Genomic DNA, 12,904 nt, shown 5'->3' on the forward strand with positions numbered 1-12,904 from the left:
ACGTTTGGTTTGGAGCTAACGTCAATGAAAAAATGGGCTACTTTATTAGCTGGTAGTGCATGTGCGCTTTCACTGTTATCTGCGCAAGCAGTAGCAGAGGATAAAGAACTGGTATTCATGAACTGGGGACCATACATTAACAGTGGTATCCTAGAGCAGTTTACTGCGGAAACTGGTATCAAAGTAATCTATTCAACTTACGAGTCGAATGAAACACTATATGCGAAGCTAAAGACTCACAACGAAGGTTATGACCTAGTTGTTCCTTCTACTTACTTCGTGTCTAAGATGCGCGACGAAGGCATGATTCAGAAGATTGATAAATCTAAGCTATCAAACTTCAAGAATTTGGATACTAACTATCTAAACAAGCCTTTCGATCCAAATAACGACTACTCTATTCCACACGTTGTTGCTATCACTGGTCTTGCGGTGAATACAGACATGTATGATCCAAATGACTTCCAAAGCTGGGGTGATTTGTGGAAACCTGAACTTAAAGGCCAACTAATGCTGATGGATGATACTCGTGAAGTATTCCACATCGCATTACGTAAACTTGGCTACTCAGGTAACACCACTGACGAGAAACAAATCGACGAAGCGTACGCTGAGCTACAAAAACTAATGCCAAACGTATTGGTATTTAACTCAGACAACCCTGCTGACCCTTACCTAGCTGGTGAAGTTGGTCTAGGCATGCTTTGGAACGGTTCTGCAGCTGCTGCACAAAAAGAAGGTCTACCTCTTAAACTTGTATTCCCTAAAGAAGGTGGTATCGGTTGGGTTGACAACTTTGCTATCGCTTCAGGTGCAAAGAACATCGATGCAGCACATAAGATGATCGACTTCTTACTACGTCCAGAAATCGCAGAGCAAATCTCTAACGATACTGGTTACCTAACTGCTGTGGCTCAGTCTAACGAGAAATTCAAAGACGTAGCTCCACTATTCCCTTCTCAAGAAGATCTTGATCGTGTGGAATGGCAAGCAGCTGTTGGCGACAAAACAGTGAAGTACGAAGACTACTTCATGAAGCTTAAAGCCGGTCAATAACCCAATAAAAAGAATTAAATAGGCAGCTTTGGCTGCCTATTTTTTTTCGAGCTGTTATACTGTTTTTCCTATTTGATCACGCGTTTGCCTAGGTAGGCTCTTGCACAAAACATGGAAAAGTAATGAAAAGTAAACTGTATGCTGGCGCTCTTTTTGCCGCGACTCTATTCACTACCAATGCAATGGCTAATGACCAAGAACTCTATTTCTATAACTGGTCAGAATATATTCCAAGCGAAGTTCTAGAAGACTTTACCAAGGAAACAGGTATTAAAGTCATCTACTCTACATACGAATCGAACGAGAGTATGTACGCTAAGCTAAAAACACAAGGTACGGGTTACGACTTAGTTGTCCCTTCAACGTATTTCGTTTCGAAAATGCGTAAGGAAGGCATGCTTCTTGAGATTGATAAGTCGAAGCTATCTAATTTTGCAGGTTTGGATTCTAACTATTTAAATAAACCTTTTGATCCAAATAACAGCTACTCAATCCCTTACATTTGGGGCGCGACAGGTATCGGTATCAACACTGATATGCTGGATAAATCAAACATCCATAACTGGGGTGATTTATGGGACGCTAAATGGGAAGGACAGCTGATGATGATGGACGACTCTCGAGAAGTCTTCCACATCGCTCTTGTTAAGCTAGGATACTCACCAAATACTACCGACCCGAAAGAAATTGAAGCAGCTTATGAAGAACTGAAAAAGCTAATGCCAAATGTGTTGGTATTTAACTCAGACTTCCCTGCTAACCCTTATTTAGCGGGTGAAGTATCGCTAGGCATGCTGTGGAACGGTTCTGCATACATGGCTCGTGAAGAAGGCGCAAACATCGATATTATTTGGCCAGAGAAAGGCGCGATCTTCTGGATGGACAGCTTAGCTATCCCTGCTGGTGCAGCGAACATCGAAGCGGCTCATAAAATGATCGACTTCCTACTTCGCCCAGAGAACGCAGCAAAAATTGCAGTAGAAATTGGTTACCCAACACCAGTTAAAGCAGCGTATAAGTTACTTCCAGAAGAGTTTGCGAACGATCCAAGCATCTTCCCTCCGCAAGCCATTATGGACAGCGGTGAATGGCAAGACGAAGTTGGTGACGCAAGCGTTCTGTACGAAGAATACTTCCAGAAACTTAAAGTCGATAAGTAATCGAACAATGAATGAATTAAAAAAGCGGCTTGTAGCCGCTTTTTGTTTATCGTAATAATTTGTTTGAACAAGGAAACTTGAGAGTAACCTCGCTAATGATTACCGAATTTGAAATCTGGCTGCTGAAGTTCAAGAATTTCTTCAACTAAGCGCGGAACTTCAACACTCGCCTTTCCATAACGTTTTTCTGCAAACTCACTCTCCACCGCACTAGGCTCCAAATTTATCTCAATCGTGTGTGCTCCATGCATTTTCGCATCGTGAACAAAACCAGCTGCAGGATAAACCACGCCGGAGGTACCAATTGAAATAAACAAGTCTGCTTCTTCTAATGCTGAGTAGATGTCTCCCATTCGCAGAGGCATTTCACCAAACCAAACGATATGTGGACGCATCTGCGCAGGTATTTGACAACAGTGGCACAGGTCACCAGTCAACAAGTCGCCCGTTTGTTCTATGGTTTGATTAGAGACACTACAACGGGCTTTAAGCAGTTCGCCATGCATATGAATGATATTTTGGCTTCCGCCACGCTCATGCAAGTTGTCGATGTTCTGAGTAATGATAGTGACTTTTCCATCCAGCTCTTTTTCAAGCTGACCCAAAGCAATATGTGCCGCATTGGGTTTAATGGCATCAGACTGTAATTTGCGGCGACGTTGGTTATAAAAGTCCTGAACTAAATCTGGGTCTTTAGCAAAACCTTCCGGTGTAGCAACATCTTCGATTCGATGATTTTCCCAAAGTCCATCTTGAGCTCGAAAGGTCTGAATACCCGATTCCGCAGAGATTCCAGCGCCTGTTAGCACAACAACATTGCGATACGGAAATTTCATACAACATCCTTATTCTGAATAGCTTTTGGCTAGATTAGCACTGAAGCAAACTCAACTGTAGTTTTCGCCGTTAGACAATAGTCTTAATTTTAGTACTTATTACTTGTTATGTGATTCAGAAAAGCCAAGAGCAGACCATTGGCCTGCTCTCGTTTAACGCTCAAATATTAGAAAAAGAGCGAGATGTTATTCTTCGTTGACTGAAGAAATTTTGTGTACAGCTAAGTCAGCACCGATAAACTCGTCTTCTTCGGATAGACGTAGCCCTGTCAGAGCGTTAAGCGCTCCATAAACCACGAATGCACCAACGAGAGCAACAAGGATACCCAACACAGTACCCATCACTTGAACCGCAATGCTAACACCACCTAAGCCACCTAGAGCCGTTTGACCGAAGATACCTGCTGCAATCCCACCCCAGGCACCACACACACCATGTAACGGCCAAACACCTAGTACGTCATCAATTTTGGTTTTGTTTTGCAGTTGTGTGAATAGCCATACGAATAGCGCACCAGCAATAACGCCTGTCACTAACGCACCTAGCGGATGCATGATATCAGAACCCGCACACACGGCGACAAGCCCAGCTAAAGGTCCATTATGGATGAAACCCGGGTCGTTTTTGCCAACAACAAGCGAAGCTAGGATCCCGCCGACCATCGCCATCAACGAGTTCATCGCCACAAGGCCGCTAATGCCCGCTATAGCTTGTGCAGACATAACGTTAAAGCCAAACCAGCCAACACACAGAATCCAAGCGCCTAGCGCCAAAAATGGAATGTTTGAAGGTGCAAAGTTGGTATGTTTACCGGCGCGAATACGACCTTTACGCATTCCTAGGAAGTACACGGCAACCAGTGCAATCCAACCGCCAACGCTGTGTACCACAACGGAACCGGCAAAATCATGGAAACCTGCGCCAAAGCGATTTTCGAATGCTTCTTGAATTCCATAATTGCCGTTCCAGATGATCCCTTCAAAGAAAGGATAAACCAGACCAACAGTGAAAAACGTAGCAATGAGAACCGGATAAAAACGCGCACGTTCCGCAATACCACCCGAAACAATTGCAGGGATAGCGGCAGCAAACGTCAGTAGGAAGAAGAACTTAACTAACTCGTAACCATTGCCTTGAGCCAATGTTTCAGCGTCAGCAAAGAAGTTCGCACCATAGGCAATCCAGTAACCAATAAAGAAATAAGCGATAGTTGATACACCAAAGTCCGCTAGAATTTTTACTAATGCGTTAACTTGGTTTTTCTTACGAACCGTCCCTACTTCCAAAAATGCGAACCCTGAATGCATTAAAAACACCATAATGGCGCCAAGCAGCAAAAATAAAGTATCTGAACTTTGGGTCAGGGCTTGTACAGCTCCATAAACCTGACTTTCGGTTTGAGTCATTCTCGTTACACTCCATGCAGAATAAAAAAGCGCACCAACTAGGTGCCAAATGTTTTGCAATTCACAACATTGGTGAATTTATTATGTTTGTGCCCTGCATGAGCAAGATGTATTCCAGTTTGGAACTACTGGAATAATAAAGACATTAACTAATTGATTATTAATAATATTGGTTTTAAAGGTAGGAATGTTTGAATGATAAAAAGTAGGATTTTTGCCAATAAATAGCACCATATTGGTACGTGTGAACTAATATGGTGCGCACTATTGTTGTACAAAAATTGCCCGAAACTGGCGCGAGTGGTTCAGTGAGAATTTTATAGCTAGCCTCTATTGGCGCTAAACCATCATAAATCTGACGGTACATTCGGGCTTTTACATAGGGTATGTGGAACAAGGTTTTGGACAAAAGCTTGTCACAAGCTTCACGCGTTATCTATCCTTCGGGTAACTTTTAGTCTCCTAAAATGCAGAACGACACCGATTGAGTTGGTGCCGTCTTTGATTAGAAATGGATAAAAGCGTATTAGACGGAAGTTGAGCACTTAAATGGGGTATCTTAACAGGGTGAAAAATAACATGGGCTTGTAGTTTCTGGTGCCAAGTAACAGAGCAGCAACATGTATAGTGAAGCAACTCTGTTCAGAAATCGAAGTATTAGGAATCATAATTAAGTTCATAGGCCAGTGCGGTACTTATCGATTGCACTTAAAAACTTATCGATATCATCCTCTCTTTGCAGGTACGGTACGGATTTATTGTATAGGTCTAGGTGAGTTTGTCCGTACATGTAGCAAGCAGTAAAAGCTGAATCGGGACTGTTGCTATCAATGAAATTAAAGGTGTACCCCTGACCATCGGAAGTTTGTTCAATTTCAGTTATTAATAATGCATGAGAATCGATCCCTTTTATTTGCAATTTTACGTAAGCGATTCTTTTTCTAACCGCTACTTCTTCATAGATCTCATCCATGTACTTTTTTAGCTTTTCAGGTGTTGTCTCATAGCTACCAGAAAGTCCATTGATCCACTGCCAAAGTAGGAGACCATCATAAAGCTGCCATAGATTTAGGTACTTTTGTATTTCCTCTTTGAATTCCATTGAGAACTCAGAAAAATTATTGAACCCGCTAATCTCTGACACCTGTTTGCCTTTAATTAAGTTGCGGATGATCTTTTTTGCCTCTTTCTTGGAGCACTTAGGTTCATTTGGCCTGTATGTGGTAAGGTACAATGCAGCTCGCTGCAAGCGCGAATGCCACCAACACACACCTGCGTTAAAAAGTCCGCCAGCGTTTTTGAAAGCGATCAGGTTCTCGTTAGACTCGAAATATTCTTTAATCCCTGCTAAGTGAATGAAGTAGTTAGGATCTTGAGATTTTTCTATGAACTCTTTTTTCGACGTTGAGGCTTTTTGATGTTTAATACCCAGTGTTTTTCCAGATAGCTTAATCTCATTGGTGTACATATCCATGAGACGTTGCTTTTCGGTATGGCTACTTTTTAGCCTTGCTTCGGCACTGATCAAAGCTGCTCTTTCGTCAGGTGACAACGCGTCAATTTGTTTTGTATTGAGTTCTTCAATGTCATCTGAGTCAAAGAATTCAATTCCATCTGTATGTTTCATTCTAAATGACCTCCATAATCAGTTGCAGTCGAATGAATAGATATCACATACAATACTAGTTGCATTTGAGGAGATAACCTTACTATTAACATGTCTTTTGTTAAGGTTAAGCTTAAGAGGGCTGAATGAGATTGATGGGGGTGGGGGCTGGTTAATTAATCACAGCCCTACTCTTATCGACTACTGACGTTATGATACGGTAAATCTAACCTATCTAGTTTTTTAAACAATGCGTCCATGTGATCGCTTTACCCTCGTTGTTGCATAAAAAATATAACGCTAAGCTAAGTGGCTGATAACGCAAATCCACTGAACCTAATATAATAACCGTAAACACACTAGTCGATTTCAACACAAAACCGCCAAGCGTTAATAGTCCGCCTTGAGCGCCTTGTTATTCCAGCCTTTTTACAACTTGGTTCATTGTATAGTGAACGAACTGCGAACCGAGTTCAGTAAGCTGATATTGTTTTGTATTTTCAAACGCCGATTCCATTGTGTTGCTGCCAGATCCTGAACGCTTTGTAGCTCTAGTTTGCTTTACAAACTGCCCTTGCATGTTTGTAGGTCTAAACTGGCGAATAACACCACCAGTGCTTAAATCCCTGATCAGTAACTTAAATAGGTCAGCTTCTGCACTATCTTCTCGAGGCATAATATCGCTTACTGACTGCCAAATACCTAACCGCGTCACGCCAGGTTGCTGATAAATAGATCGAATAACCTTAAAGTGAATTTCATGATAAGTATCAAGCCAATCATTAAACAACCTAATTTGATCGTCAGGACATAGATTTGAGGCTGCTGCGTTGGAAATTAAATTTACGACATACTGCCTTTTTTCTGCTGTATCAGAACTATCCCAAGACCTAAACGCACGTCGCACTAGTCCTAAATATTCTTCACTTTGAATTCGTTCTTCTAATTCTTCAGGAATCGATTCTAACCGTTCAGTAACCTCATCGAGGGATTGTGCTAACTGTTCGATTTTTACTTTGTGGACTTTCAGCCACTCTTCATAGAGTGAATTTACTTGCCCTTGGCTTTTCTCTCCGTGAGCAGCCGCACCAGATGCTAAAATACTGCCTACCCAAGGTATAACACTCATTGCATTAGCGGTGACGCGACAGTATTTTTTCCATTTGTCACTTCCACTCAACACAGCCAAATCATGAATAATAAATTCTTCCGATCTTTCAACGTTAGTACTGGTCACGGTTCCCTCCTTTAAGCCTAACAGTATCTTTTAACTAGACACATTCCATATAAAACTAAATACATATTTAGTTATTAGACAAAATAGGTCAAATCATGACAAGAGAAATGAGTCCTGAATCTTAGGCTGGCAAACAACGGGGCAAAACCGTGTTTACGGTGATTGATACTGGCAATGCTTTGTATACATGAAATCACGAAGGGAATCCCCTAAGTATTTACCAGAAGTAAATTGTCCTAAGCGATACAATAGTACACGGTATGAATGGTGCGAAAATGTTCATTCTGATTTGAGTAAGAAAAACTATTTTCGCCCATTCTGATTTACCTAATTAACCGTTTGATAATTCACTCATGTCATTCTGACTCTCTGTGAGAATTTCCAATCAGTTTTATAAGTTTGGCCCCTTAGAGGGCGCATGAGGAATATTGTTTCTCAACTGCTGCATCCCTTTAATCATTCGCACAAACCAAAGTGAAATAGCAAACAAAGCGATTAATGCTCCGACATAGGGAATAGCGCCACCAACGGTCGTTAACCATGAATGTGCATACCAGTAACGATTAACGCCCATGATCAGCCCGTTGGTAGTGGCGACAGTGACAATCAATACCACAAAGAAAGTCAAAAAGAGGAAGAAGCTGCGGATCAAACCATAGTAGTGAGAATTTGCGACTTCCCCATCCTCGTTTTTATCCAGACGATATCCGGCATAAATAATGCCGATAACGCCGGAGATTAGACAGGTAAACGGAGTTAACAAATTAGCGATGTAAACGAACCACACTGACTTGTTATCCGAAGCTTGCATAGTATTAGCGCTTGTCATGCATTGGCTCCCCCATCGGTGGAGATTGAGTCTTGTTGGAAACGGCATCCGCTTCTTCAATTTCTCCTTTGGCTTTCATTTCCTCATACCATAAATCGTGATGCTCTTTAGCCCAAGTTTCATCGACTTTACCCGTCACCATGCCTTCTAATGCGCCTTCCATACCAAACAGACCAATATAGATATGGAACACGAAACCACAGATTAAAATCAGTGCCGAGAACATGTGGACAAGGTTAGACATCTCCATATCGCGACGAGTTTGACCAAAGATAGGGAAATCAAGGAACAAACCACTCACAGCAGCGAAGGCACCAAACACAATCAACAACCAGTAAACTGCTTTTTCACCAGCATTAGAGAACCCAGCTGATGGATGTGTACCTTTATGCTTACCGACCATTCCACCCAGTTTCATTGCCCATTGAACATCCACTTTAGTAAACAGCGATTTACGCCACCATTTGAGCAGGATAAACACCAACAGCACAAAGAACAGTGGCCCTACATAGTTGTGATACTGTTTTGCGGCGAAAACGATATAACCCCATAAGTCAGTTGGGATGTACGGTTTCAAAAAATGCTTACCATAAACTAGCATCAAACCACTGAACGCCAGCGTTAGGAAAGTAAACGCCATAGACCAATGCAGCGCCCTATCTAGTCGCGACCAGCGATTTAACTTTCTCCCAGTTCTTGGTTTGCTCAACATGATTGGGCCAACAATCACGTACGCCAGAATAACCAAAGCAATACTGCCGAAAATCGCGACAGCACCCGCTGGAGACATCCATTTTTCTTTCAAAATAAACCATGTCTCGCCCGGTTTACTGATCAGAACACCATGCTCAGGAGACTCAGAGGTAGTATATCCAGACACACCTTGACGAACTTGTCGCCAGTAATCAGCACCAGCAAGTTGGCTCATCTCACTCTGCGCAACATCTGCCTTGCCATTTACGGCTTTGCCACCTTCTTCTGCAAACGCAGGCGGAAAAGCCAAGCACAGCAGTGCTGCCAGTAAAGGCAGCACTCGACCAGCAGCGCGAACAATTAAATTTCGCATAGGCTACTAGCTCCTTGTTGCGTCATAAGAAAGATCTTCACCATTGGTCCAGCCAGCACCTTTTGCACCACGCTCAACAACACGTTGACGGAAGATATCTGAAACTGTCTCAGCATCCCCTGCCATAAGCGCTTTGGTTGAACACAGTGAAGCACACATTGGAAGTTTGCCTTCCGCAATGCGGTTCGCACCGTATTTTTTACGCTCTTCTTCAGAACCCACTTCCGTTTCAGGACCACCTGCACAGAAAGTACATTTGTCCATTTTTCCACGCTCTCCAAATGCAGTTTGTTTAGGAAATTGTGGTGCACCGAAGGGGCAAGCGAACAGGCAGTAGCCACAACCGATACATAGATCTTTGTTGTGCAGAACAATACCGTCTTCCGTGTGTACGAAACAGTCTGCTGGGCAAACTGCCATACACGGTGCATCGGTACAGTGCATACACGCAACAGAGATCGAGTTTTCACCCGGCTCACCATCGTTAAGTGTTACAACGCGTCGACGTTGGATACCCCACTCTAATGCGTCGTCGTTTTCGTTTTTACATGCAGTCACACAACCGTTGCATTCGATGCAGCGCTTGGTGTCACATAGGAATTTCATTCTAGCCATCGCGGTGCTCCTTACGCTTTACGGATGTTACATAGTGTGACTTTCGTTTCTTGCATCTGAGTCGTTGGATCGTAACCGTAAGTGGTTGCAATGTTCGCTGACTCGCCAACAACATATGGCTGAGTACCTTCTGGGTACCTGCCTCTTAGGTCTTCACCTTGGAACTTACCGCCGAAGTGGAACGGAATGAATGCCATTCCCGGACGTACACGACGAGTCACCATAGCTTTAACGTGAATGCGCCCTTTCTCCGCGCCTTCAACCCAAACCATATCGCCATCTTTGAAGCCTAAATCGTTGGCATCTTTAGGGTTGACCTCAACAAACATCTCTTGTTGAAGCTCTGCTAGCCATGGGTTTGAACGTGTCTCATCACCGCCACCTTCATACTCAACCAAACGACCAGAAGTCAGAATGATTGGGTATTCTTTCGACTTATCCTGATCCTGAATGGATTTATAAAGGGTTGGTAGACGATAGATAGACTCTGCATCATCCCAAGTCGGATAATCCGCAATCAAATCTCGGCGTGGTGTGTATAAAGGCTCACGGTGAAGCGGCACACGGTCTGGGAACTCCCATACAATGGTGCGCGCTTTCGCGTTACCAAACGGAATACAGCCATGCTTGATTGCCACACGCTGAATGCCGCCAGACAGATCGGTTTTCCAGTTCTTACCTTCTGCTTCTGCTTTCTCTTCAGGGGTAAGATCGTCCCACCAACCAAGATGTTGCAGTAGCTTCGCGCTAAACTCTGGATATCCGTCTTCGATTTCACTTCCTTTTGAGAAGCTATCTTCAGCAAGTAGGTTTTTGCCTTCGAACTCGACACCGTAACGAGCACGGAAATTACCGCCACCTTCTGCAACAGTTTTGGACGTGTCATAAAGAATATGAGTGCCTGGGTGTTTCATCTCTGGTGTGCCCCAACATGGCCAAGGCAAGCCGTAGGTTTCACCGTTTACTGGTCCACCCTCGGCTGAAAGCGTTGTTTTATGGAAGGTGTGCCAGTTTTGTTGATGCGCTTTCAAGCGCTCCGGACTTTGTCCTGTATAGCCAACCGTCCACATCCCTTTATTAAATTCACGAGTGATGTCTTCAATGACGGGTTGGTTATTTTCGACTTTAATGTGCTTAAACAGCTGATCTGCGAAACCCAGCTTGCTTGAAAGCAAATACATGATTTCGTGGTCTGGTTTTGAATCAAACAATGGTTCAATGACTTGGTCACGCCACTGAATAGATCGGTTAGATGCCGTCACACTGCCGTAAGTTTCAAACTGAGTGGTTGCTGGAAGCAGATAAACACCATCAGTACGGTCGTTCATCACCGCTGCGACCGTTGGATATGGGTCGACAATGACCATCATGTCCAATTTCTTCATCGCTTTTCTCATTTCAACGCCACGAGTTTGCGAGTTTACAGCATGGCCCCAGTAGAACATGGCGCGAATGTTGTCGTTCTGCTCGATATTAGATTTGTCTTCGAGCACGCCATCAATCCAACGCGATACAGGAATACCCATATTGTTCATTGGCTTGTGACCTCGATACTCTTTCTGGTCGAATCGATTTTTAATCCACTCGAAATCGATATCCCACACGCGAGCCCAATGCTTCCAAGAACCATCAAGTAAGCCGTAGTAACCCGGAAGAGTATGAGAAAGTACGCCTAGGTCGGTTGCTCCTTGAACGTTATCGTGACCACGGAAGATATTTGCACCGCCACCAGATTTGCCTAGGTTTCCAAGAGCCAGTTCAAGTACACAGTATGCGCGAGTGTTGTTGTTACCTGTGGTGTGCTGAGTACCACCCATGCACCAGACCACACAACCAGGACGGTTTTCTGATAGCAATTTCGCCGTGTGATAAACGTCTTCTTCGCTCACACCTGTAACGCGCTCAACCTCTTTAGGGTTCCATTTCGCCACTTCAGCGCGAATTTCATCCATACCGAATACACGCTGACGAATGAATTCTTTATCTTCCCACTGGTTATTAAATATGTGCCATAGCAAACCCCAGATAAATGCCACGTCAGTACCTGGGCGCAAAGCGACGAAATGATCCGCTTTTGCCGCAGTACGGGTACGTCTTGGGTCAGCGACAACAATCTTACAGTTGTTCTTCTCTTTGGCGATTAAGATATGTTGCATCGCCACGGGGTGAGCTTCCGCAGGGTTAGAACCAATGAACAGAATCGATTTGCTGTTATGCATATCGTTAAAAGAGTTGGTCATGGCTCCGTAGCCCCAAGTGTTTGCTACACCGGCTACTGTTGTCGAGTGACAAATACGCGCTTGGTGGTCAACGTTATTGGTACCCCATAGCGAAGCCATTTTTCTGAACAGATACGCTTGTTCGTTGCTGTGTTTCGCGCTGCCAAGCCAGTAAACAGAATCAGGACCTGACTCTTCACGGATTTTCAGAACATTGTCGCCGATTTCGTTAATGGCTTGATCCCATGAGATCTTTTTCCATTTACCGTTTTCGAGTTTCATCGGGTATTTCAGACGACGCTCACCATGGCCATGTTCACGAAGAGCTGCACCTTTTGCACAGTGTCCACCAGCGTTAAATGGGTGGTCAAATGCGGGTTCCTGACCTGTCCAAACGCCATTTTGAACTTCAGCGTAGATACCACAACCCACAGAACAGTGAGAACAGATGGTTCGCTTCACTTCAGTTTTGGCATTGCGATCAACTTCTTCCGCTTGCGCCTTTTTGATCATTCCCGGAGCAAACAGACTTGCACCGACAACAGCACCACCAGCAGCTAAAGAGCTGTTTTTCATGAAGGCACGACGGCTAATCCCGAGCTGATTCTTTTCTTTTGTTACGTTATCAGAACGTTTAGTTAGTCTCATCTGCGAGCTCCTATAGCGTGTCGTAGTAATCACGAATGTGTTGTGTCTCGTGATAACCTTCTTTTTTAGTTGTAGGTACATTCAAAGACGGTTCTTGCGCACTGACACTTTGAGAAACTGTTGCGCCTACAGCGCCAGCAACCGCGGCAGTTCCAAGTCCTTTGAGCAGGTCACGTCTGCTTTTATCGATGTCTTGTTGTTGTTTTTTCATCATTGCTTCCTTAT

11 protein-coding genes are annotated in these 12,904 nt (G+C 43.8%); 2 read left to right on the forward strand and 9 right to left on the reverse strand.

The genetic code is table 11. The features are described 5' to 3' along the window. Positions 1 to 24 precede the first annotated feature (24 nt). Together P4S58_RS07020 and P4S58_RS07025 are read left to right on the forward strand one after the other, a co-directional pair. Positions 25 to 1,056 (forward strand): extracellular solute-binding protein, encoded by a 1,032-nt coding sequence (locus tag P4S58_RS07020; protein WP_042482361.1) that lies wholly within the window; start codon positions 25 to 27, stop codon positions 1,054 to 1,056. A gap of 122 nt (positions 1,057 to 1,178) precedes the next feature. Then, positions 1,179 to 2,216, forward strand: a complete 1,038-nt coding sequence (locus P4S58_RS07025) for an extracellular solute-binding protein (RefSeq protein WP_102966567.1) — start codon at positions 1,179 to 1,181, stop codon at positions 2,214 to 2,216. Positions 2,217 to 2,308: 92 nt separating this feature from the next. Here P4S58_RS07025 and cobB read toward each other — a convergent pair whose 3' ends face one another. From cobB to P4S58_RS07070, 9 genes are all read right to left on the reverse strand, one after another. Next, the gene (cobB, locus tag P4S58_RS07030) at positions 2,309 to 3,052 is read right to left on the reverse strand and encodes a Sir2 family NAD+-dependent deacetylase (protein WP_337163357.1); all 744 of its coding nucleotides are present in this window, start codon (positions 3,050 to 3,052) and stop codon (positions 2,309 to 2,311) included. A gap of 186 nt (positions 3,053 to 3,238) precedes the next feature. Further along, complete coding sequence (locus P4S58_RS07035; protein ID WP_337163358.1) at positions 3,239 to 4,459, reverse strand: ammonium transporter; 1,221 nt, start codon at positions 4,457 to 4,459, stop codon at positions 3,239 to 3,241. A gap of 676 nt (positions 4,460 to 5,135) precedes the next feature. Beyond that, positions 5,136 to 6,086 (reverse strand): hypothetical protein, encoded by a 951-nt coding sequence (locus tag P4S58_RS07040; RefSeq protein ID WP_337163360.1) that lies wholly within the window; start codon positions 6,084 to 6,086, stop codon positions 5,136 to 5,138. 394 nt (positions 6,087 to 6,480) lie between these two features. Then, on the reverse strand, positions 6,481 to 7,302 hold the full coding sequence (locus P4S58_RS07045) for a hypothetical protein (protein ID WP_337163362.1): 822 nt from the start codon (positions 7,300 to 7,302) through the stop codon (positions 6,481 to 6,483). A 391-nt stretch (positions 7,303 to 7,693) separates the two neighbouring features. Further along, positions 7,694 to 8,113, reverse strand: a complete 420-nt coding sequence (locus tag P4S58_RS07050) for a hypothetical protein (RefSeq protein ID WP_337164528.1) — start codon at positions 8,111 to 8,113, stop codon at positions 7,694 to 7,696. A gap of 4 nt (positions 8,114 to 8,117) precedes the next feature. Beyond that, a complete protein-coding gene (locus P4S58_RS07055) occupies positions 8,118 to 9,197 on the reverse strand; it encodes a formate dehydrogenase subunit gamma (protein WP_337163364.1) in 1,080 nt (359 codons plus the stop codon). A gap of 6 nt (positions 9,198 to 9,203) precedes the next feature. Continuing rightward, positions 9,204 to 9,812, reverse strand: coding sequence for a formate dehydrogenase FDH3 subunit beta (gene fdh3B / locus P4S58_RS07060; protein ID WP_042482336.1), 609 nt, complete (start codon positions 9,810 to 9,812; stop codon positions 9,204 to 9,206). A gap of 11 nt (positions 9,813 to 9,823) precedes the next feature. Then, positions 9,824 to 12,679: a formate dehydrogenase subunit alpha gene (locus P4S58_RS07065; protein ID WP_337163366.1), complete on the reverse strand. Its 2,856-nt coding sequence runs from the start codon at positions 12,677 to 12,679 to the stop codon at positions 9,824 to 9,826. A 10-nt stretch (positions 12,680 to 12,689) separates the two neighbouring features. Beyond that, positions 12,690 to 12,890 (reverse strand): twin-arginine translocation signal domain-containing protein, encoded by a 201-nt coding sequence (locus P4S58_RS07070; protein WP_042482330.1) that lies wholly within the window; start codon positions 12,888 to 12,890, stop codon positions 12,690 to 12,692. Between the last annotated feature and the right edge of the window lie 14 nt (positions 12,891 to 12,904).

The organism is Vibrio sp. Hal054, assembly GCF_037162405.1.
Lineage (GTDB): Bacteria > Pseudomonadota > Gammaproteobacteria > Enterobacterales > Vibrionaceae > Vibrio > Vibrio diazotrophicus.